Annotated in this window: 18 protein-coding genes, 1 pseudogene and 1 riboswitch; of the genes and pseudogenes, 11 read left to right on the top strand and 8 right to left on the bottom strand. The window is 65.2% G+C overall.

From position 1 onward, the window contains the following. Positions 1-58: 58 nt before the first annotated feature. Both BLT92_RS05795 and purD read right to left on the bottom strand, forming a co-directional pair. Positions 59-1,555, bottom strand: coding sequence for an aminobutyraldehyde dehydrogenase (locus BLT92_RS05795; protein WP_092103967.1), 1,497 nt, complete (start codon positions 1,553-1,555; stop codon positions 59-61). 382 nt (positions 1,556-1,937) lie between these two features. Then, positions 1,938-4,301 carry a phosphoribosylamine--glycine ligase gene (purD, locus tag BLT92_RS05790; protein WP_092103965.1) on the bottom strand — a complete coding sequence of 788 codons (2,364 nt, stop codon included), beginning with the start codon at positions 4,299-4,301 and terminating at the stop codon, positions 1,938-1,940. A gap of 33 nt (positions 4,302-4,334) precedes the next feature. Here purD and BLT92_RS05785 point away from each other — a divergent pair, with 33 nt between their 5' ends. From BLT92_RS05785 to BLT92_RS05770, 4 genes are read left to right on the top strand one after another with little or no spacing between them, the layout of a single operon-like run. Further along, positions 4,335-5,429, top strand: coding sequence for an asparaginase (locus BLT92_RS05785; RefSeq protein WP_092103962.1), 1,095 nt, complete (start codon positions 4,335-4,337; stop codon positions 5,427-5,429). After that, complete coding sequence (locus BLT92_RS05780; RefSeq protein ID WP_092103960.1) at positions 5,429-5,830, top strand: sterol carrier family protein; 402 nt, start codon at positions 5,429-5,431, stop codon at positions 5,828-5,830. The genes BLT92_RS05785 and BLT92_RS05780 overlap by 1 nt, the downstream gene beginning before the upstream one ends. Beyond that, positions 5,827-7,269, top strand: a complete 1,443-nt coding sequence (locus BLT92_RS05775; protein ID WP_092103958.1) for an aldehyde dehydrogenase family protein — start codon at positions 5,827-5,829, stop codon at positions 7,267-7,269. The genes BLT92_RS05780 and BLT92_RS05775 overlap by 4 nt, the downstream gene beginning before the upstream one ends. Positions 7,270-7,307: 38 nt before the next feature. Continuing rightward, the gene (locus BLT92_RS05770; RefSeq protein ID WP_092103956.1) at positions 7,308-8,270 is read left to right on the top strand and encodes an EamA family transporter; all 963 of its coding nucleotides are present in this window, start codon (positions 7,308-7,310) and stop codon (positions 8,268-8,270) included. A gap of 75 nt (positions 8,271-8,345) precedes the next feature. Here the strand turns inward: BLT92_RS05770 and BLT92_RS05765 are convergent, their stop codons facing one another. Then, positions 8,346-9,326 (bottom strand): universal stress protein, encoded by a 981-nt coding sequence (locus BLT92_RS05765; RefSeq protein ID WP_092108836.1) that lies wholly within the window; start codon positions 9,324-9,326, stop codon positions 8,346-8,348. A gap of 160 nt (positions 9,327-9,486) precedes the next feature. Here BLT92_RS05765 and BLT92_RS05760 point away from each other — a divergent pair, with 160 nt between their 5' ends. The 3 genes from BLT92_RS05760 (at position 9,487) to purM (ending at position 12,568) form a co-directional block, all read left to right on the top strand. After that, positions 9,487-9,921, top strand: coding sequence for a hypothetical protein (locus BLT92_RS05760; protein WP_231939046.1), 435 nt, complete (start codon positions 9,487-9,489; stop codon positions 9,919-9,921). 69 nt (positions 9,922-9,990) lie between these two features. After that, entirely contained in the window at positions 9,991-11,472 is a 1,482-nt protein-coding gene (gene purF / locus BLT92_RS05755) for an amidophosphoribosyltransferase (protein WP_092103954.1), read from the top strand. A gap of 1 nt (position 11,473) precedes the next feature. Next, positions 11,474-12,568, top strand: a complete 1,095-nt coding sequence (gene purM / locus BLT92_RS05750; protein ID WP_092103952.1) for a phosphoribosylformylglycinamidine cyclo-ligase — start codon at positions 11,474-11,476, stop codon at positions 12,566-12,568. A gap of 417 nt (positions 12,569-12,985) precedes the next feature. On the opposite strand, the gene BLT92_RS05745 is transcribed toward purM, so the two are convergent. Then, positions 12,986-13,216, bottom strand: coding sequence for a DUF3073 domain-containing protein (locus tag BLT92_RS05745; protein ID WP_092103950.1), 231 nt, complete (start codon positions 13,214-13,216; stop codon positions 12,986-12,988). A gap of 128 nt (positions 13,217-13,344) precedes the next feature. On the opposite strand from BLT92_RS05745, the gene BLT92_RS05740 reads away from it, so the two are divergent. From BLT92_RS05740 to BLT92_RS05730, 3 genes are all read left to right on the top strand, one after another. Next, the gene (locus BLT92_RS05740; protein WP_092103948.1) at positions 13,345-14,160 is read left to right on the top strand and encodes a DUF8083 family protein; all 816 of its coding nucleotides are present in this window, start codon (positions 13,345-13,347) and stop codon (positions 14,158-14,160) included. Between the two features lie 95 nt (positions 14,161-14,255). Continuing rightward, positions 14,256-14,789 (top strand): hypothetical protein, encoded by a 534-nt coding sequence (locus tag BLT92_RS05735; protein ID WP_092103947.1) that lies wholly within the window; start codon positions 14,256-14,258, stop codon positions 14,787-14,789. Next, a complete protein-coding gene (locus tag BLT92_RS05730; protein ID WP_231939045.1) occupies positions 14,786-15,688 on the top strand; it encodes an HTTM domain-containing protein in 903 nt (300 codons plus the stop codon). Before BLT92_RS05735 ends, BLT92_RS05730 begins: the two co-directional genes overlap by 4 nt. Positions 15,689-15,757: 69 nt before the next feature. On the opposite strand, the gene BLT92_RS05725 is transcribed toward BLT92_RS05730, so the two are convergent. Next, complete coding sequence (locus tag BLT92_RS05725; RefSeq protein WP_092108830.1) at positions 15,758-16,657, bottom strand: AraC family transcriptional regulator; 900 nt, start codon at positions 16,655-16,657, stop codon at positions 15,758-15,760. On the opposite strand from BLT92_RS05725, the pseudogene BLT92_RS05720 reads away from it, so the two are divergent. Further along, a pseudogene (locus BLT92_RS05720) lies at positions 16,623-17,684 on the top strand (DMT family transporter); the annotation flags it as partial. The gene BLT92_RS05725 and the pseudogene BLT92_RS05720 overlap by 35 nt on opposite strands. Positions 17,685-17,802: 118 nt before the next feature. Here the strand turns inward: BLT92_RS05720 and BLT92_RS05715 are convergent. The 3 genes from BLT92_RS05715 to BLT92_RS05705 form a co-directional block, all read right to left on the bottom strand. Further along, the gene (locus BLT92_RS05715) at positions 17,803-19,281 is read right to left on the bottom strand and encodes a phytoene desaturase family protein (protein WP_092103945.1); all 1,479 of its coding nucleotides are present in this window, start codon (positions 19,279-19,281) and stop codon (positions 17,803-17,805) included. 219 nt (positions 19,282-19,500) lie between these two features. Beyond that, on the bottom strand, positions 19,501-20,490 hold the full coding sequence (locus BLT92_RS05710; RefSeq protein WP_092103943.1) for an ATP-grasp domain-containing protein: 990 nt from the start codon (positions 20,488-20,490) through the stop codon (positions 19,501-19,503). A 134-nt stretch (positions 20,491-20,624) separates the two neighbouring features. Continuing rightward, positions 20,625-21,347 (bottom strand): TenA family protein, encoded by a 723-nt coding sequence (locus BLT92_RS05705; protein ID WP_092103942.1) that lies wholly within the window; start codon positions 21,345-21,347, stop codon positions 20,625-20,627. Beyond that, positions 21,347-21,452, bottom strand: a riboswitch (TPP riboswitch). It overlaps the preceding gene by 1 nt. Positions 21,453-21,545: the final 93 nt, after the last annotated feature.

The raw sequence follows: 21,545 nt of genomic DNA, 5'->3' as shown, positions 1-21,545 counted from the left end.
GTGAGGCGGCAACGCGCCGGACGCGCTCGCCAGGATGTCATTGTATGTGCACCGGGACTCAGGACGTGAAGACGGTGTCCTGCCATTCGTGGTGCGGGTCCTCATGCTGATCGATGAACACGTGCTTGACCTGCGTGTACTCATCGAACGAGTACTGGCTCATGTCCTTGCCGAACCCGGAGGCCTTGTATCCGCCGTGGGGCATATCGGAGACAATCGGGATGTGTTCGTTGATCCACACGCATCCGGCCTCGATGTCGGCAGCGGCACGCAGCGTCCGGTTCGTGGTCGTCGTCCAGGCGCTCGCCGCCAGCCCGTAGGGGGTGTCGTTGGCCAATTCGATCGCCTCATCATCGGTGTCGAAGGCGAGAGCGACGAGAACGGGACCGAAGATCTCCTCGCGCCACACCTCGGAGTCGGTGTCGATTCCGCTGATGAGCGTCGGCGCGTAGTACGCCGTTGTCTCGGTGTCTCCGGGCAGAGCCTCGCCGAGGTGGTTCGACGTCGGGATCTCACCTCCGCAGTGGATCGTGGCCCCGGCTTCGCGGGCGCGGTCGACCATGGCGGCAACCCGTGAGCGGTGGGTCAGTGAGATCAGGGATCCCATGTCTGTGGCTGGATCGGTCGGGGTGCCGACGCGGACGCCGTTCATGAGTTCGGTGACCCGGTCGGTGAAGGCCTCGAAGTGTTCGCAGGCGACGATGGCCCGGGTGGCCGCGGTGCAGTCCTGGCCGGAGTTGATGAGCGACCCGGCGACGGCACCGCGTGCGGCGGCCTCGATGTCGGCGTCGTCGAAGACCACGAGCGGTGCCTTGCCGCCGAGCTCGAGGTGGACGCGGGAGCCCTTGGCCGAGGCGAGTTCCATGATGCGACGTCCAACCTTCGTCGACCCGGTGAACGAGGACATCACCACGTCCGGGTGGGTGATGAGTGCTTCGCCTGCTTCAAGGCCGTCACCGGCGATGACGTTGATGACACCGGGGGCGAAGCCTGCTGCCGTGGCCGCCTCGGCGAGGATCAGCGAGGTCCCGGGAGTCATCTCTGAGGTCTTGAGCACGATGGTGTTGCCGGCTGCGACGGCGGGGAAGACCTTCCACGCGGCCATCTGCAGCGGGTAGTTCCATGGTGCGATCGAGCCGACGACGCCGAGGGGTTCGCGCCGGGTCATCGACGTCGACTTCTCCCAGTAGGTTCCGGCGGCCAGGCCGGTGAGCTGCCGGGCGGAACCGGCGAAGAACTTCGCATTGTCGATCGAGCCGGGCACGTCGAATTCCTTGGCCAGGCGGATGGACTTGCCGGTCTGCAGCGATTCGAGTTCGGCGAGCTCATCGGCACGAGCCTCGAGCTGCGTTGCCAGTGCCAGCATCAGCTCCGCGCGCTCGCCGGGAGTCAAGGCTTTGAAGGCGGGGTAGGCGGCCTTCGCCGAGGCGACTGCGTCGTTGACGTCGGCGGCGTTCGCGAGCGTGTACTCTCCGGTTCGCTCCCCAGTTGCGGGATTGACGAGGGTGAAGGTCTCGCCGCTGCCTTCGTAATAGGTGCCGTTCCAGTAATGCATATGTCACTTCCAACCGAGTTGCACGTCAGTGTGTGGCTTGTGCGACATGATGTGTCGCCGGTCACTGTTCACCACACCCTAGCGGAACCAGTAAGTGGTTTCCACCGATTTCGTTGCGTGAGACGAACTGACGCTGAGAAAGACTCGTGCAGGATTGTGAGGACCGCTGATTCAGTGTTGATCTGTGCGTATTTCGCGGGCGGGAACGTGTGGCTGGTATACAGCAAGTTGGGTGGGTGACACAGCACCCCAGCGCAAATGGGCACCGAAACAACGCCGCACCGCCGGGACACACATGCGTGCGCAATGGTGTCGGCGGTGCGGCGTTGTTTCGGTGAAGCAGTGTTGCTGAGCTGACGAGGTCAGGCTGTGATTGGCCTCATTAGCCGGGGAACTTCTGGCCGGTGAGCTTCTCGAAGGCCTCGATGTAGCGGGCGCGGGTCTTTTCGATCACCTCGGCGGGCAGGGCTGGCGGGGGAGTGTCCGAGGACTTGTCCCAGCCGGACTCACCAGTCAGCCAATCGCGGACGAACTGCTTGTCGAAGCTCGCCTGCGGCTGACCCGATTCGTAGGACGCCGCGTCCCAGAAGCGTGACGAATCCGGGGTCAGCACTTCGTCGCCGAGGACCATCGTCCCATCGGGCAGCGTCCCGAACTCGAACTTCGTGTCGGCGAGGATGATGCCGCGCTCACGGGCGATGGCCTCGGCCCGCTGGTAGATCTCGATAGTCAGGTCACGGGCCTTCTCAGCCGCCTCGGTGCCGATGGTCTCCGTGATCTGGGCAAAGCTGACGTTCTCGTCGTGGTCTCCCAGCTCGGCCTTGGTCGCCGGCGTGAAGATCGCAGGTTCCAGACGGTCGGCTTCGATGAGACCTGCCGGCAGCTGGATTCCGCACACGGAGCCGGTGGCTTTGTAGTCGGCCATGCCGGAGCCGGTGAGATAGCCGCGTGCCACGCACTCGATGGGCAGCATCGACAGGTTCTTCACGATGAGGCCGCGGCCGGCCACGGCCTCAGGGACGTCGGAGCTGATGACGTGGTTGCCGATGACCTCGGAGAGCTGGTCGAACCACCACAGACTCAAGCCGGTCAGGACCTTGCCCTTGTCGGGTATCTCGGAATCGAGGACCCAGTCATAGGCGGAGATGCGGTCGGAGGCGACCATGAGCAGCTGCTCGGCCGAGGCTGCGTCGTCGGCATCGCCGGGGATGTAGAGGTCGCGGACCTTGCCGGAGTACACATGCTTCCAGCCCGGGAGCCCGGGAGCCGTGGAATCGTGTCCCGCTGAGACGTTCGAGTTCGGTGCCGGTTCCTCGACGGGGAACGGCAGCGTCGGCTCGTCCCCCGACACGGCATCCCCCGACGCCGCCCCTCCCGACGCCGCAGCGGCCGCACCATCAGGGGCCGGGTAGATGTCGGCGACGGTGATCTGACCGCGAGCAGCCACCTCGGCGATGTCGGTCCTATGCTGTTCACCGTCCCATTTGACCTCGGTCGCAGCGGCATAGGCCTTGGCCCTTGCCTCGTCGAGGCCCGAGCCCAGCGAGACGATGGAGAGCACGCGGCCGCCGGCGGTGACGATGTCTCCGGTCTCGGCGACGTCCTCGGAGATGACGGTGTCCTCCGGAGCGAACCCGGCACCCGTGTCTGTGGCCCGGGCGGTCCCGGCGTGGAGGATGTGGACGTCCTCGAGCCCGTCGGCCGTGTTGAGGCCGCGGATGATGTCGCCGGTGCGGGGAGTGCCCGGGTAGTTCTCGGCGGCCATGACCACGGTCACCGAGGTGCGCGGATCCCACTCGAGTTCGCCGACCTCGTCGAGGCGACCCTCGGCAGCGGCGAGCATGGTCTGTCCCAGCGGGCTGCGCAGACGGGCGAGAACGGACTGGGTTTCGGGGTCACCGAAGCGCACATTGAATTCCACGACCCGCAGGCCCTTCGAGGTCAGGGCGAGTCCGCAGTAGAGGAGGCCGACGAAGGGGGTGCCGCGGCGGGTCATCTCATCGACGACCGGCTGGGCGACGGTGTCCACGATCTCATCGACGGTGCCGGCCGGGATCCAGGGCAACGGCGAGTAGGCGCCCATGCCACCGGTGTTGGGCCCCGTGTCCCCGTCGCCGATGCGCTTGAAGTCCTGGGCGGGAGCCAGGGGAAGGGTGTGCTGCCCGTCGCAGAGGACGAAGAGGGAGACCTCGGGGCCGTCGAGGTAGTCCTCGATGACGACACGGTCTGAGACCTCGAGGCAGGAGCTGGCGTGGGTCAGCGCCTCGGCCCGGTCGGAGGTCACGACGACTCCCTTGCCGGCGGCCAGGCCATCGGCCTTGACCACGTAGGGGGCACCGAAGTCGTCGAGGGCAGCGGCGGCCTCGTCGGGGGTGTAGGCGACCACGGCGCGTGCGGTGGGCACATTCGAGGACTCCATGACCTCTTTCGCAAAGGCCTTCGACCCTTCGAGGGCCGCGGCCTCGGCGCTGGGACCGAAGACCGGGAACGAGGCCTGCCGGAGGGCGTCTCCGACACCGGCGACCAGCGGCGCCTCGGGGCCGATGACGACGAGGTCGACGTCGAGCGTCTCCGCCAGCGCAGTGACCGCTGCGGAATCGTTCATATCCACGGCTTCGGTGTGCGCGATCGCGGCAATTCCGGGGTTGCCGGGCGCGGCGATGACGGCGTCGACCTGAGGGTCGCGACTGAGAGCAAGGACGAGGGCGTGTTCGCGGGAGCCCGAACCGATAACAAGAACCTTCACACCACCAGCCTATAAGGTCGTAGGCTTGACTGCGTGTCTTGTTCCACATTCGCCTCCGCCGACGCCGCCGAATTGGCCGCCGTCGTTCGCAGTGGATTTCTCGAATCACGCCATATCGGTTCCGCCGTCGTCCTCGATCCGCAGGGATCACCGCTGATCAGCCTGGGTGCTCCCGAGGTCCCCGTGTTCACCCGGTCCAGTCTCAAACCGCTGCAGGCCATCGCCGCAATGAATCTGGGTGCTGCGGTGACCGGAACGTGGGCGGCGCTTGCCACCGCATCCCACAAATGCGAGGCCGGCCACGCCGAGGCGGTCGCCGGAATGCTCGAATCCGTCGGTCTCAGCCCCGCCGACCTGCAATGCCCCTCCGCACATCCCGCCGACGGAGCCTTCCGACGAAGCCTGCAGGCAGACCCGAAGTCGCCCCTGTACTTCAACTGCTCCGGCAAGCACGCAGCCTTCCTCATGGCCGCGCTCGCCTCCGGTGCCGACACGAACAGCTACCTCAATCCCGCTCATCCGGTGCAGACGAAGGTCGCCGAGGTGGTCGAAACCTTCGCCGGCGAGACGCCGGCGGCCGTGGGCACCGACGGCTGCGGTGCCCCGGTGTTCGCACTCAGCCTCGTCGGCCTGGCGCGGGCGATCGGCCGCGTGGTGCGGCTGGGCAGCGCAGTCGAGGCACCAGGCGACGAGAACCCGACGGCAACCTCGGCGACGGAGCCCTATGCCTCCTATGCGTCCGAGGCCCGCACCCTCGTGGACGCGGTTTTCGCCGAACCCTGGGCGATTGAAGGCCACGGGAGACCGAACACGAGCGTCATCGACCGCCTCGGCGTCTTCGCCAAGGGCGGGGCCGAAGGCGTCATCGTCATGTCCACGAAGTCCGGGTACTCGGTCGCAGTCAAATGCCTCGACGGATCATCCCGGGCGACGGGACTCGTGGCGCTGACTCTGCTGCGCAAGGCGGGCGCGATTCCAGAGATCGGCGAGGAACTCCTCGCCGAGGTCATCGAGGCGATCACCGACCCCGTCACCGGCGGAACCGAGTCCGAGGGGCGGACGGCGGTTGTCGGACGGGTCATCGTGGGTGAAGATATAGCGAAGATCAGGCAGAGGGAGAGTCACTGATGGCGATTCGCAGAAGGATCGACCCCGACGAGGGCCGCAACGCCCTCGAGATGTGGGCGGCGCATTCGAATGCCGACGCGGCACCGGCGGACCGGTCGACCCTGGCTACCGCGGTGAGATTCACACTCGAAGAGCTCGCTTCGCGGGCAGAGGGCAACAGCGTCGAGGTCCGCGTCCCGCCCTTCGGCGTCACCCAGTGCATCCCCGGGCCCCGGCACACCCGCGGGACACCGCCCAACGTCGTGGAAACCTCGGCGCAGGTGTGGTTGGAGATCGTGACCGGCAAGACCGCATTCTCCGCAGCACTTGCCGAAGGCTTGGTCGACGCCTCCGGCACCCGCGCCGACATCAGTGACTTCGTTCCCCTGTACACATCGGCAGAATTGGAAGGTCGGCGATGAACGCCCAGATCACCCAGACCACCTCTTTCATCGGTGGACGCCATGTCCCCACACTGACCACCTACGCCAACGTCGACCCGGCCACCGGCGACCACCTCGGCGATGTCTCCCGAGGCGGGCCCGATGAGGTCGACCGTGCGGTCAAGGCAGCGGCGAGGGCACAGCAGGAGTGGAAGCGCTCGAGCACCGAGCAGCGCTCGAAACTGCTGGTCACCACCGCCGAGGTGATTCGGGCCAACCGTGATGAGATGGCCAGCCTCGAGTCCGAGGACACAGGCAAACCGCTGACCCAGGCCTATGCCGACGTCGATGTCTGCGCCCGCTACTTCGAGTTCTACGGCCACACCATCGAGTCCTACTACGGGCACGCGATCCCCATGACCGAGGACATGCACGTCTACACGCGACGCGAACCCTACGGTGTGACCGGGCACATCGTGGCCTGGAACTATCCGCTCCAGCTCATCGGCCGCGCCGTCGCCACCTCGCTGGCGACCGGCAACTGCGCCGTGGCCAAACCCGCTGACGAGACCCCGCGCTCGACGGTCCGGCTGGCCGAGCTCATCCATTCCGTCGGTTTCCCCGCAGGTGCGTTCAACGTGGTCACAGGCTTAGGCGCCGAGGCGGGTGCGGCGCTGGCAGCCCACCCGGGCATCGCCCACCTGGGCTTCGTCGGCTCGACCCAGACCGGGTCGCAGATCGCCCACGCCGCCGCCGACCGGGTCATTCCCACGGTGCTCGAACTCGGCGGAAAATCAGCGAACATCGTCTTCTCCGACGCCGATGTCGACGCCGCGATTCCGTCCCTGCTCCGTTCGATCATCCAGAACGCCGGTCAGACCTGCTCGGCCGGGTCCCGCCTCATCGTCGCCCAGAGCAACCACGCCGAGGTGGTCGAGAAGCTGGCGGCCGCGATGGAGAAGGTGACCATCGGGTACGGCCCCGAGGACCCGATGCTCGGGCCGCTGATCTCGACGAAGCAGCAGTCCCGCGTCGAAGGATTCCTGTCAGACATCGGCAGCGCCGAGATCATCACCGGCGGGACCCGACCCGAGGGCCTCGCCGACGACCTCACCGGTGGCGCCTTCATCACTCCGACGCTCGTGGACAACGTGTCTCCGGGCTCGACGATCGCGCAGGAGGAGGTCTTCGGTCCCGTCGTCGCCGCGATGACCTTCAGCGATGAGGAGGAAGCGATCTCCCTGGCCAACGGCACCGACTACGGCCTGATCTCTGCTCTGTGGACGCAGAACCTCTCCCGAGCCCATCGAGTCGCCGCCGAGGTGGAGGCCGGGCAGATCTTCGTCAACACCTACGGTGCCGGTGGGGGAGTGGAGCTGCCCTTCGGCGGGGTCAAGAAGTCCGGCTACGGCCGCGAGAAGTCCATCGAAGCCCTCAACGAGTACACGCAGACGAAGACCGTCGCAGTGAAGCTGTGAGGTCGTGAAGCTGTGAGCAGGACGGGCCGCAGCCGTCGATGACTCCTACAGTCCTCGGGCTGGTGCTGGTCGCCTCGGTGGCCCATGCCCTGTGGAACATTGCTGCGAAGTCCGTCTCCGGCAAGGGCTACGCCTTCGTGCTGGCCTATCACGGGCTCTCGGCGATCCTATTGGCCCCGGTCGCGATCTGGCTGCTCGTCTCCGGCGCACATGAGCTCAGCCCGAGTCTGCTCGGTGCCGCCGCGCTGAGCGCGATCTTCCACATCGCCTACTCGGTGTCCCTGCAGTCCGGCTATGACCATGCGCCCCTGGGCGTCGTCTATCCCACGGCACGCGGAGTCGGGCCGATCATCACGATCATCATCGCCGTCCTGTTTCTGGGCGAGCGGCCCAGCGCACCAGAGACCATCGGCGCCTTCATCGTCCTCGCCGGCATCGCCGTCGTGACCGTGCGACCGCGAGGCGCAGCCTTCGGCGCGTCGAGGGGCAGCCACGGCGTCAGCCACGGCGTCAGCCACGGCGTCAGCCACGGCGTCGGTCGGGCGACAATCGGCTACGGCGTCGGACGTGGTCTGGCCTGGGGCGGGCTGATCGGCACCTTCATCGCCTCATACACCTTGTGGGACGACTTCTCCGTCAACCACATCACCGACTCTCCGCTGCTCTACTTCGCCGTCTCCGAGGCCTGCGTCGCAGCCATCATGGCCTTGGGCATCGTGACGATCCCCGGCGGTGCGGGGCGTCGCGCGGACTTCATGTCGATCCTGGCCGGCCACAAACGAGCCCTGGTCACCGTCGCCGTCCTGTCCCCGTTGGCCTACCTGCTCGTCCTCTTCGCCATGCAGCAGGCGCCGGTGTCCCTCGTCGCACCCGTGCGGGAGACTTCGATCATCGTCGGCACACTCCTGGCCTGGTGGTTCTTCGGAGAGAAGAACATCGGCATGAAGCTCACCGGCGCGGTGGTCGTCGTCGCCGGAATCAGCCTCATCGCCCTGGGCTGAAGCCGCTGCCCGAGACTACTTCCAGCCGGGGCACAGCAACCCCGCAACCCCGCAACCCCGCAGCGCCCCAGCGACTCAGCGCTTCTTCGTCGACTTCCGGCGGTTGACGCGGACGACGCGGGTCGGGCACACCGCGTGTGAGAGGACTGCCTGGGAGGTCGAACCGAGGATCGTGGAGACGAAGCCGCCGCGGCCGCGGGAGCCGATCATCATGAGTTCGGCGGTGTAGGTGGCACTGATGAGCACCTCGGTGGCGGGGGCATCGAAGATCGACCAGCGAACCTCGACCTCGGGAAATTCCTCTCTGAGTGACTCCACCGCTTCCTCCCGCGAGGTCACGGCTTCGTCGTACATCTTCTCGAGATGGGTCTCGCTGGGCATCCATTCCGGCGAGAGGACATGAGCGGCCGTGATGCCGACCAGGTGCAGGGGCAGGCCATAGATTCGGGCCTGCACGGCGGCCTCGCGCAGGACGGGCCCGTCGGTTTCGAAGGGGTCGATCGCGGCCACGACCTCACCGGTGAAGTCCGGCCGCCTGTCGCCCGACTCGGCGGTGGCCGTCTGCGCGTCGGAGGAACGCACCGGCAGGTCGACCGGCAGCGGCCTCTCGGGCAGCGGGCGGTCTGGCCAGGTGCTGGGGATGACCACGGTGGGGCAGTGCGCGTGGGCGGGCATCGCCAGCGCCACGGACCCCAGCAGTCGGCCGGCGAAACCTCCGCGACCGCGGGCACCGATGACGGCCAGATCGGCGTTCTTCGAGTTCTCGACCAGCGCACCGGAGGCGTCCCCGGGGAAGACCACGGTCGACACCGGCACCGAGGCGTCGGTGACGGTTTTCGCGCTGTCGTCGACGAGCTGCTGCACCGACCGTTTGATCACCGTGTCGAAATCGGCCGGATAGACGATATCCGCCTGGGTCATATTGACACCGGGAACGGTGTACGCCGCGACGAGGCGAATCTCCGACATGGTCAGCTGCGCATGTTTGATCGCCCACTGCAGCGCGCATTGACTGTTGGCCGAGCCGTCGACTCCGACGATGATCGTATGAGACATGTCCACCCCTATGTGAGAAGTCCTTCCGTGCCTGACCCCAGCTTATGGGATCGGCCGGATAACTGCCTGGGAGCCCGTTTAGGAGTTGTCGACTAGACTGTCCGCGACTCGAAACGCGGGCACCACTGACCCGCTGCCGAACCTGATACCCGAGGAGATCATGAAGGACCAGATCGACGTCGCAGTTCGTCGCAGCCCCAAGTACTCGGTATTCATGGGTATCGGCGCGATCCTCGGTGTCCTCGTCGCGGGTGTGCTCACGCTCTTCGTCGATCCCGAAGCGATGCCCGCTGGCTACACCGTGGCCAAGGGGGCGGGGCTTCTGCTCCTCGTCCTCGCCGTGGGCGGACTGTTCATCGGCGGAGTCGTGGCACTGATCCTCGACTGGACGGGCCGGAGGAAGTCTCACAAGTACCGGGTCGACGCGGAGATCGACATGGTCGATGATCCGAAGGAGATCGCACGTCGTCGGATCGCCGAAGCCAACGGCGAAGATCCCGATGCGGACTCAGACACACCACCTGACACCGACGCCGAGGTGGAGGGCAGTGCCGATGACGAGCCCCGGAACGGATCCTCGAGTACCGGAGTCTGAAGCTCCTTCGAATACCGGAGTCTGAGCCACCTGTGAAGTGGAGCTCACCGATGTGAGACAATCTTTCACGTGGCAAGAGGAGACGGGCAACTAACGCACGAAATCGACCCCCTGGACCGCGGACCTCAGGATGCTTGCGGAGTATTCGGAGTCTGGGCACCGGGCGAGGAAATCGCCAAACTCACCTACTTCGGGCTCTACGCTCTGCAGCACCGCGGGCAGGAATCCGCGGGCATCGCGGCCAGCAACGGCAGACAGATCCTGATCTACCGCGACATGGGCCTGGTTTCACAGGTCTTCCATGAACGCGACCTCGAACTTCTGCAGGGCCACATCGCGCTCGGGCACACCCGCTACTCGACGACGGGCTCACCTTCATTCGAGAACGCACAGCCCACGCTGGGGCCCACGCCGTTCGGAACTGTGGCGCTGGCGCACAACGGCAATCTGACGAACTTCGACGAGCTCGAGGCCCTGGCCGACGGCCGCCGCGATGACGCGAACAAGGTCGTCAAGGACGCGACGAAGAAAGACAGCCGGACCCGGCCGTTCCGCGATTCCTCCAATGACACCTCCCTGGTCACTGAGCTGTTCGCGACCGAAGAAGGCGAGAACCTCACGGAGGCAGCACTCAACCTCCTGCCCAAGGTCGAAGGTGCGTTCTCACTGGCCTTCATGGACGAGAACACCCTCTACGCAGCGCGTGATCGCCACGGTGTGCGGCCGCTGTCGCTGGGTCGCATGGAGAACGGCTGGGTCGTGGCCTCAGAGACCTCGGCCCTCGACATCGTCGGTGCTTCCTTCGTGCGCGACGTCGAACCGGGCGAACTCATCGCCATCGACGAGGACGGTCTGCGCTCCTTCCGATTCGCCGAGCAGGACCAGGCCCGCTGTGTATTCGAGTACGTGTACCTGGCCCGGCCCGACAGCGTGCTCAACGGCAAGACCGTGCATGCGGCCAGAACCCAGATGGGTCGCCAGCTGGCCGACGAATACCCCGTTGACGCGGATCTCGTCATCGCCACCCCGGAATCAGGGACACCGGCGGCCGTGGGCTATGCCGAACAGTCCGGCATTCCCTTCGGGCAGGGGCTGATGAAGAACGCCTATGTCGGGCGCACATTCATCCAGCCCTCGGATACTCTGCGACAGCGCGGCATCCGCCTCAAACTCAATCCGCTGCGGGAGAATATCGAGGGCAAACGCCTCGTCGTCGTCGACGACTCGATCGTGCGCGGCAACACCCAGCGTGCCCTCGTGCGGATGCTGCGTGAAGCCGGAGCGAAGGAGATCCACGTGCGCATCTCCTCACCTCCCGTCAAGTGGCCCTGCTTCTACGGCATCGACTTCGCGACCCGGGCCGAGCTCATCGCCAACGGTCTGAATATGGACGAGATCCGTGACAACCTCGGCGCCGATTCCCTGGGCTACATCTCGCTGGACGGGATGGTCGAAGCCACGCAGCAGGAGCGCAGTCAGCTGTGCACGGCCTGCTTCTCGGGCGAGTACCCGATTCCTGTCAACGACACCCCCGCCGACAAAGGATGTTGAGTTGAGCACCGATCCAGCTAAGTCCACCACCTACGCCGCAGCCGGCGTCGACGTCGAGGCCGGTGACCGCGCCGTCGAACTGATGAAGTCCGCAGTTGCGGCCACGCACAACGCGAATGTCGTCGGTGAGGTGGGCGGTTTCGCCGGACTCTTCGACGTCTCCGTGCTCAAGGACTTCGACCGTCCGCTGCTGGCCTCGTCGACCGATGGGGTGGGCACGAAGGTCGCGATCGCGCAGGCCCTCGATAAGCACGACACCATCGGATACGACCTGGTGGGAATGGTCGTCGACGACATCATCGTGTGCGGTGCGAAACCGCTGTTCATGACCGACTACATCGCCTGCGGCAAGGTCGTGGCTGAACGCATCGCCGATATCGTCCGGGGCATCGCCGAGGCGTGCGCCAGTGCCGATGTCGCGCTCGTCGGCGGGGAGACCGCCGAGCATCCGGGCCTGCTCGGAGTCGACGAATACGACGTCGCCGGCGCCGCCACCGGAGTCGTCGAAGCCTCCAAACTGCTGGGACCTGAGAAGGTCTCGGCCGGTGACGTGCTCATCGGCCTGCCGTCTTCTGGCATCCATTCGAACGGATATTCACTGGTCAGGCACGTCATCGCCGAGGCGGGGTGGGGTCTGGACCGGAATGTGCCCGAATTCGGTCGCACCCTGGGGGAGGAGCTCCTCGTCCCCACTCATGTCTACACCGGCGAACTCAACGCCCTGTTCTCCGCCCTGCCGGATGCTGTGCATGCGGTCTCGCACGTCACCGGCGGGGGACTGTCCGCCAATGTGGCGCGCGTGCTGCCCAAGGGCCTCGTAGCCAAGATGTCGCGGACCTCGTGGGAGATTCCTCCGGTCTTCTCCACTCTGGGCGATCTCGGCGGAGTCCCGCAGGAGGATCGCGAACGGACCTGGAACCTCGGCGTCGGCATGGTGCTCGTCGCCTCAGCGGCGTCCGTCGACAGCGTGCTCGCAGCCTGCCCCGGATCATGGGTGCTCGGTGACGTCAGCACCGACGACGGTTCACTGGCCTCGGAGCTCGACTACGTCCAGGGCGCCAAGGGCGTCGACGGCGGAGCCGCCATCCTCGGCTGAGGGGTGGCTCGCACGTCGCTATTGGCGGCTCGCGACATTTCCTCTTAGCTCTGAAACGCCTCGCGGGCTCCAAAGAGGCCCCTCAGTTCTAAAACGTCTCGTTGCAGAGGTTGTCAGTGGAACTGCGGGGGCGTGGTGGGTCTGTGGCGGCTCAGCAACTGTAGGAGCTGGAGCCACAGGTATGAGATGCCGCTGGCTGTAGGGCGAACGCCAGCCGGGCCAGCAAGCCCCACTCCAGCAAGTCAGCGCGTCGTCACATCAGCGGGCCGTTGGCACTCAGCTGCCGTTCGCGGATCGTCAGCTTGCGGAAGATTCCATCCGGGCAACGCAGAAGGCGGAGGCCGCAGCCTCCGCCTTCATGCTCTAGCGAATCCGATGCTCAGCTGACTGAGCTCCGATCACATCAGTGCTGATCGCTTACGATTCGCGCTGTGTATAGTCGTCGTCTTCGTCGTCATCATCGTCGACGTTGTACTTGTCGGCGTAATCCGAATAGTCCGTCTCGTCGTCGTACGGATCTGACGAACCGGACGTCGGCGACTCGGAACCCAGTTCCTGCTGGAGTCTATTCAGGTCGGTGTCCGGGCTGTAGTATTTCAGCTTCCGGGCTACCTTGATCTGCTTTGCCTTTGCGCGGCCGCGACCCACTGGCGTGACCCCCTCCGTCGTCATGTGGGGCGAAGCGCCCCGGACTAGATCTCTGCTATGCGCTTAAATCCTACCTGTTCGTAGTGGGAAGTTCCATTTTGAGGCCCGACCTTGGATAGGCTGAACCCATGTCCTACAGTCGCGATTATGTTGTCACTCTGCGGATTTTCGAACCCACAGTGGTTCATTCCGAATTGCAAGACGAGCAGGTGGGAGACAACCGTGCTCGGGTCGAGGAGCAGGTCTCCAGTGACGCCGATCAGCGCTTGATCTCACTGCCGCCGAGTCCTGTGGCCGAGTCATTTCGCAACACACCGATCTTCCTTCCGGCGTCTCAGACTTCGGACGGAGTGGATCGATACTGCCCTGCGCAGGAGGACATCCGCGGGTGGGAGGCGCTCGAATCTCTCACCGAGCACACCTCGAAGGCGACCCTGGACATCATCGCTCCGAAGTCCGCTCGTCGGCGCGCGGCCAGCCGGCGCGCCGAGTGGCTCCAGGATGCGAAGGACACGCGGGTCTTCACCCGGGTCTCGGCCTGGGACGTGCCACCGTCGTGGTGGCTGTTCTTCTCTCTGAGCGAGGACCAGATCATCACGAATGAAAGCGATGCCGGGCTGAGAGTGCTCATCCGTACGGATATTTTGGCCGCCTCGGCGAGGATGGAATGGGCGGCGGAGACCGTCGCCGACAAGTCCAAGGTCGTTGACATGGTCGAGCAGACATCGATTCTGGCGCAGTGGGTCGACAGCTTCGACATGAACTCCGTGCTCGAGCTCGACCTGGGCGGGATGAGCGATGTGCTCTGGCCCAACGAGGCGCCGGAACTCGTCGACTCGTGGGCGACGGCGCTGAGCAACGACGATCCGGAGTCCGCGGTCGCCTCCTTCCAGAAGTATGCCGCGATGTGGGAGCAGCTCAACCTCTACGCTCGCAGTTCCTGAGTCCCGAACAGATCGTCGCCTGAGTCCCGCAGCAGGGGAGGACGGCTACGATGGTCTGCGTACCCGCGGCGTCGAGAGAATGAACCACACAGCGCATGGATGAGAAGAAGCGTCGACTTCTGACGAACAGGAAACCGCCGGCGGACGCAGCTGCCTCGGCGGGCTCAGCGACCGCGATGAAGCCGAAGCCGATGACGAAATGGTCGATCATGTGGCGCCTCGGGGCGACCGCGATCGCCCTCGTGATCCTCACTTGCGGGCAGTTCCTCAATACCAACGACTTCTTCCCGCTCGGATCGCTGACGCAGTACGCCACCGCCAAGGACCTCGACGGTGAAGTGAATTCGACGTGCATCGAAGCCCAGTTCCCCGGCGAGGACGAACCGCGCAGACTCGGCTTCAACACGGCCACGGTCGGGATCGAACGCGGTGACATCGAGTCGCAGCTCGACCGGGTCATCGCCCATCCCGAACTCCTGCAGACCTTGGCCGATTCCTACGAGCGCCTCCACCCCGATGAGCCGAAGCCGGAGACGATGATCCTCTGCCGCAACGTGACTCAATTGGAGAACGGGCAGAGCGTCGGCGAGCCCGAACACAAGATTCTGGCGACCTGGGAGGTGCAGTGAACAAGCCCGCGAAACCCGCACCGAAGACCCAGACCCTGACGGGCACCCCCGCCGAGGCGAAGGTCGGCAATCCGATCATCCGCTGGTTCACGCCCCAGATCTCTCTGGCCCGGGTCGCGATTTTCCGCGTCTTCGTCTACGTCTTCGTCATCATCGACGTGCTCACGATCTCAGCCGACGTCATCCCACACGGATGGACCCCTGACCTCTACCAGCCGCTGTGGCTGGCCAGGTTCCTCCACATCCCACCGGTCAGCGTCCTCGGCGCACAGATCCTGCTCGCCGCGATCATCGTCTTCTCACTGCTGGCGGCCGCCGGAATCCTTCAGCGAATCAGCGGGTGGATGGTCGTGATCACCTTCGGGCTGTGGATGTTCTACACCCAGGGATACGGCTACGTCGCCCACGATCACATGGCACTCGTCATCGCCGTCGTCGTGCTGCCGACGGTCGGGATCGCACGATTCCGGGACGTGGGAACCACCTCGGCGAAGGCAGGGTGGGCACTGCGGGTCGTGCAGATCTCCGTCGTCCTCACGTATTTCTACTCGGTGGTGATGAAGTGGATCGCCTCGGGCAACATCGCCGACTGGGGCAACGGGGCCGTGATCGTCTGGGCGCTCATGCGTCGCGGTGCCGAATGGTCGAAGCCGTTCCTTGAGATGCCGGGCCTGCTCATCGCCGGGCAGTGGGCGACGCTGGTCTTCGAGTTCCTCTCGCCGATTGTGCTGTTCCTCAAGGGCAGATGGCTCTACGGTGCTGTTGTCTTCTTCCTCCTCTTCCACCTCATGACCTACTTTGCGTTGGGCATCCACTTCCTGCCGACGGTCATCTGCTGGGCCGCGTTCCTGCCCTTGGAGAAGCTGATCCCGAAGCGGTTCGCCGCGAGCACGAGGTGACGGCGGACGCTGCTGAGACTGACCAGTGGTGACGCCTGTGCGTCCCCGCAGGGACGCACAGGCATTGTGTCACGCGCGTTCGATCGGCAGCCAGAGCTCGGTGGTGGCCGTGCTGAAGTCCGCTGCCCGGTCGATGATCGCAACGATCGAGGGCCCGGGCCGCAGCTGCCACGGATTCGACGGAAACCACTCAGTTGCCGTCGCCGCCCAGGTCGTCTGCAGTGCTTCGGGAAAGCGGCCGGCAGTGGTGAAGACCGCCCAAGTTCCCGCCACGACGTCGATGACGTCGAGGTCCTCAGGCGCCGAGGCGGGTGTCCCGACCGCGACGCCGTGCAGGTAGGTGAGCTCTGTGCCCTCCCGGTAGTCCGGGTCGACATCGGCTGTGACCTGAAGCAGTCCGGTGGGCTCTGCGTCGCTGAGGGATTTGAGGCGAGCGTGCTCATCCGCAGGCAGAGATTCGATGTGCTCGCGGATGTGCGGGTTCTCTCCCTCGTGGATGAGGGGCACGCGCTTGGCGTGGCCGATGAGTGAGAACGCCGGTTTGTCGGTGATTCGAGTGTCCATGGAAGAACTCCCTTCGATCGTCAGGCGGAACCTGATGGTTGATTGACTGCGAAGGGGGCCACCGTCGCGCCGAACCGCTGACGGGCTCACGCCGTGGACGGAGTGGAACGCTCGCCCGAAGGCCTCGGCCGATCCGTATCCGAAGCGGACCGCGATGCCCAACAGCCCCCGGCCGGCCGCCACATCGGCGGCAGCCACGGTCATCCGGCGACGTCGAACGTATTCCGACAGCGACATCCCCGCCAGGGACGAGAACATGCGCCGCAGATGGTATTCGCTCGTGCCGAGTGTCCGTGCCAACGATTCGACATCGAGATGCGAAACCCCTTCGCCTCCGACAGTGCTGCCGGTATCGGCGAGGTCCGACTCGATGAGGTCGATGAGCGTATTGAGTTCAGCGATCACGGTGTCTCCCTTCACTCATCAATGGTTCCGCGCAGGCGGTGTACACCGCCCGACAATCTCTGCCCGATTCAATCATGTGCGCGTTGTTCGTGAGTCAGCACAGCGATGCACCCGACTGCGGGACTGGCCATTTCACCCCAAGGGTGGTGCCAGATCGCCTCCGCGGGCTTACGGTCAACATATGACCGCCGCACCCAAAGGCGCCCCAGCGTCGGAGCCGCCGACCGCGCTCGCCGTCTCGGCGGTGCTCGCGGGTGCTCTGTGCCTCTCGATCTCCGCGATTCTGGTCAAACTCGCCGGGGTCGATGCGGCGACGACGGCCGTGCTGCGGTGCGCGATCGCCGTCATCGCCCTCGTGCCTCTGGCGCTCTTCGAACGCCGACGCCACGGTGGGCTCTCTCGAGCAGGGATCCTCTGGGCGATCGCGGCCGGCATCGCGCTGGGGATCGATTACATTGCGTGGACGGCGTCGATCTACCTCGTGGGCGCGGGCGTCTCGACCGTGCTCGTCAATGTCCAAGTCATCGTCCTGCCATTGCTCGCGCTGCTCGTCGATCGTGAGCGTGTGAGCGCACGTTTCCTCATCGCACTTCCGCTGATGCTCATCGGCGTCGGTCTGGTGGGAGGCATCGTGACACTGACCGAGGTGGGCGGCAGTGCCGTCCTCGGCACCGTTCTCGGCACCGTTCTCGGTCTGATCGCGGGAATCGGCTGTGGGGTGTACATGTTCCTCACCCGCCGTGGGACCAGGCGCAAGGCCGAGGGGACACTTCAGCCGTTGGCCTGGGCGACAGCCTCGGCGGCGGTGACCTCGGCAATCATCGCGCAATTCACCGGTGGCCTCCACCTGGCCGGGATCGGCCCGAAGTCATGGATGTACCTCATTGCCTTGGCCGTGCTCGGGCAAGTGGTGGCGTGGCTGCTCATCAACAGGGGCAGCGTCCGATTGGTGCCGACGATGACGGCGAGCCTGCTGCTCATCCAACCCGTGCTCGCCCTCGTGCTCGCGGCGCTCATCCTCGGCGAAATGCTCACCCTGGGACAAGCGATCGGTGCAGGCCTCGTTGTCCTCGCGGTGGCCGTAGCCAACGGGGTGTGGCGACGGCGAAGGAAATCCCACGCTGCTCGGAGTTCAGGGGACGAGCTCAGGGCGCCAGGCTCGGTGCCTCGGCGATGCCGAACCGTGTCTTCAGCGCTCGCTGAGCGGCGAACCAGCCGTTCATGCCGTGCACGCCGGGTGCCGGTGGGGTCGCCGCCGAACATAGGTAGGCGCCGGGGACGCCGAGGCTGTAGTTGTCCCAGCTCATGCGCGGCCGGGCCATCATCCGGTAGAAGGAGACGAGCCCGGTGGCGATGTCGCCGCCGATGTAGTTCTGATTGTGGGCTGCCATCTCCGATGCGGGGATCGAGTTGTAGGACACGATGGTGTCGCGGAAACCAGGGGCGAAGCGTTCGATCTGCTTGATGATGTATTCGGCCGGGTCGATCGGGCAGTCGAAGGGGACGTGGCAGTACGTCCAGAGTGGGCGCAGGCCGTTGACCTCACGCGATGGGTCGAACACGGTTGGGTCGGAAACCAGGCTGACCGGGTGGGCAGGCATGCGTCCGGCGATCACATCCGCCTCGGCGGCGGCCATCTGCTGCCGGGTTCCGCCGACGTGGATGGTGCCAGCCCGAGCGGTCTCCGGATCAGTCCAGGGCACAGGGCTGTTGAGGACGAAATCGACCTTCGCAGCGGCGTTGCCCTGTTTGAAACGGCGCAAGGACTTGTCGACATTGACTGGCAGGAGTCCGGAGAAGATCTGTGCGGCATTCAGTGCCGAGGTGTCGAGGAGATAGGCCCGGGCCGCCGGCATATCGGAGACGTGATCGATGCGCGCATTCGTCGTCACGGACCCGCCATGGGCCTCAAGGTCGGTGACCATCGCGTCGATGATCGCCTGCGAGCCACCGACAGGGGATGGCCAGCCACCCGCGTGGGCGACGGTCGAGAGCATGGTGGCCGTGGCGGCCGTGCCCATGCCAGGAAGTCCGCCGATCGCATGTGCGGCAACGCCGGTGAAGAGGGACTGGGTGGATTCGTGGGAGAGCGGAATGTTCCAGGCCGGGCTCGCCTGGGACAGCAGTCGCAGTCCGAACTTCATTACATTGGCGATGCCGGGAACATCGCGCAGTGTCTCCGGGACGGAGCGTTTGTCGCCGAGGGAGAGCCAGATCGCATCATCGACGCGATCGAGGAGCGGGGCGAAGAACCGTCGCCATTCGGGTCCGGCCGCGCCGAGGCGGTCGACCGTCGCGTCGAGATCGTGGAAGGCCAGCGCTGTCGGCTGATCGTCGAGAGGCTGCGCGTAGGAGACCTCCGGGGTGGTGAACTCGAGGCCGCGGGCACGGAGGTCGAAATCGACGAAGAACGGGCTCGAGATCGCCAAGGGGTGCACGGCCGAGCAGATGTCGTGGGTGATGCCCGGAGCCAGGCCCAGGTCAAGGGTGCGGGCACCACCGCCGATGGTCGACTGGGCCTCATGGACCTGCACGGACAGACCTGCCCGAGCCATGGTGACCGCGGCGGCCATGCCGTTGGGGCCGGATCCGACGACGACGGCATCTACCTCAGCGTTGCTCATGGGGTCAGTCTAGGGGAGAGGGGTGACACGACCATTGCGAGGACGGACTATCTCCGTGACGCACAATCGGTCTACCCCGGTGTGAGGATGCCTCTGATCGCGGGGTGAACCAGATCTTCGTTGTCGAGGATCCATCAATGCCGACAAGCACTCGTTCGCCACTATTGACCTCGCGCAGCAGTGAGAGCAGTTGGTGGAGAACTACGCGACGGTCTGGCATCAAGTGCGGGATACAGTCAACGCGGCAACCTCAGCGGTTATGTACTCGGCGATCCGGTCAGCGGCAGCGGTGCGCCCGGCCGCGCGCTGGCTATCTTCGACGCTCGGGTTGTAGTTCGTGTTGGTGTTGATGTCGTAGATGACCTGGCGGTCATCGGCAGTCTCGATGAACTCGATTCCAGCGATGTCGATGTGCAGTTCGCTCAGGAGCGTCTCCAGCCTGCCGATGAGAGGCGTGCGCGCGGTGATGTCCTCACGCAGGGAGAACGGGTCGACCGGTGTGGCAGAAACGCCGGGGATCTCGCATGCTTCGGCGGGGCACAGTTCGAAGGACCCATCGGAGACATCGACTCGCACCGCATAGTGGAACCGGCCACCGATGAATTCGGCACGGGTGACGAACGGCTGCCCCGGCTGCACATACTCCTGGACCAGTGTGATCCCGTCGATCGGCTCGTTCGCACCACCTGGTGCGAAGTCACCCGCAGCCTCATCGAGTTCGGCATGGGACTCGAAAAGGCGCACGCCAAGCCCCTTGCCGCCCTGGTTGTGCTTGGTGATGAAGGGCGGGACGAAATCGCGCGCCGCCGTGGACAGCGCAGCACTGCCGAAGACCGCCGAGGTGCGCGGGGTGTCGAAGCCGCGAGTGGCAAGCTCGCGGTGCTGGCGGATTTTGCTCACTTCGAGTTCGTAGACGTCTGCGCCGTTGATGACGGTGCGCCCGGCGGTCTGGAGCCAGGCGAGCACCGCACGCCCGTAGTCCTTGACGTGTGGATCCGTGCGAGTGTGCGCCGAGGCGGACAACCGCGACCAGAACAGGCCCTGCGGCGGCTCCGCGGTGAGATCGATCGAGGCTTCAGGCAGCAGCCATTCGACGAAGCTGATGCCTGAACGTTCGAGGGCCCGCGCAAACGGCGCGATCCATTCGGGATTGTCATGAATGATGTAGACCGCCGGAACGTCCGTTACGGGAAGCAGCTGTGTGCTCATCTGTATTACCTCGCATCCTTCAACGACGGCGAGGGGTGACTGGATGCACCCGCACACCCGTTCTGCTCAACAATCCTAATCCGAGCGACCTCGTCTATGCCAGGGATGCAGAATGTGAACCGAGTGCTCCAGCTTCACCGAGTTTCGTTCATAGCGTACGCCTCGTCGAAGAAGGCCAGCTCGAGGTCGACGCCACGGTGCCAGATGTGAGTCAGTCGGCCTCGCACCGCGGCGGATTCTGCGTCCTCGCCGGTGGGGAATACCCGCTCAAGTTCGTCGACGAGGAACTGCACCCAGGCCCGGAAGGCGTCACCGCGGTGCAACTCGATCCACCCGGAATGGACCCGGCGTGGAGGCATCGTATCCGAGCGCTCGCCCCAATCGAGGTAGAGCCATTCGGCGATGACGAGCACGACGAGCAGTTCTGCGTAGGAGGCCGAGTCGACGGCTTCGTCCATGAGGTCACGGAAGCCCTCGGTCGGCTCAGCCAGCTGGGGGTCAGCGTAGTCGGCGGCAGGGACACCCACCTCGGCGAAGGCCATGAGGAAATACGAATCCTCGTCGGCTTCGAGGAAGCCGAGCTGCTTGGCGAACCGCAGCTTGGACCCGAGCGCATCGCCGTGAGCGACGCACGCACCGAGCATCGAGAGGAACGATTCGAAGAACTGGTAGTCCTGAATCAGGTACTGACTCATCACGGAGTCATCGACTGTCCCGGCAAACAGTTCGGTGACGAATCTGTGCCCGACTGCGGCCTCCCAGGTTGGAGCAGTTTCCGCTCTCAGGCTCGCAACCGGTCCATCCGCGGCCAGTCGAATGCCGCTGTTGGTGGTGTGCCTCGTGTCGACATCGGTCATCGGTGTCTGTCCTCACTTCCTCCGCCGGTGCTTACCGGATCAGGTTCGAAGGGTCTGCTTGCGCACTCTCAGCGCCAATCTCATTGCGCTCCCCTGTGGTGTTTCGAGCCTAGCACCGACCGGCGTGTGGGCCTTGGCGCAGGCCCAACGGTCGACAGGTCCTCCTGTCTGCGTTCTTCACCGTGTCAGGCCCGCGGC

The sequence above is a fragment of the Brevibacterium picturae genome (assembly GCF_900105045.1).
Lineage (GTDB): Bacteria > Actinomycetota > Actinomycetes > Actinomycetales > Brevibacteriaceae > Brevibacterium > Brevibacterium picturae.
The sequence above is the reverse complement of the archived record's forward strand: the minus strand, read 5'-3'. Positions and strand labels throughout refer to the sequence as shown.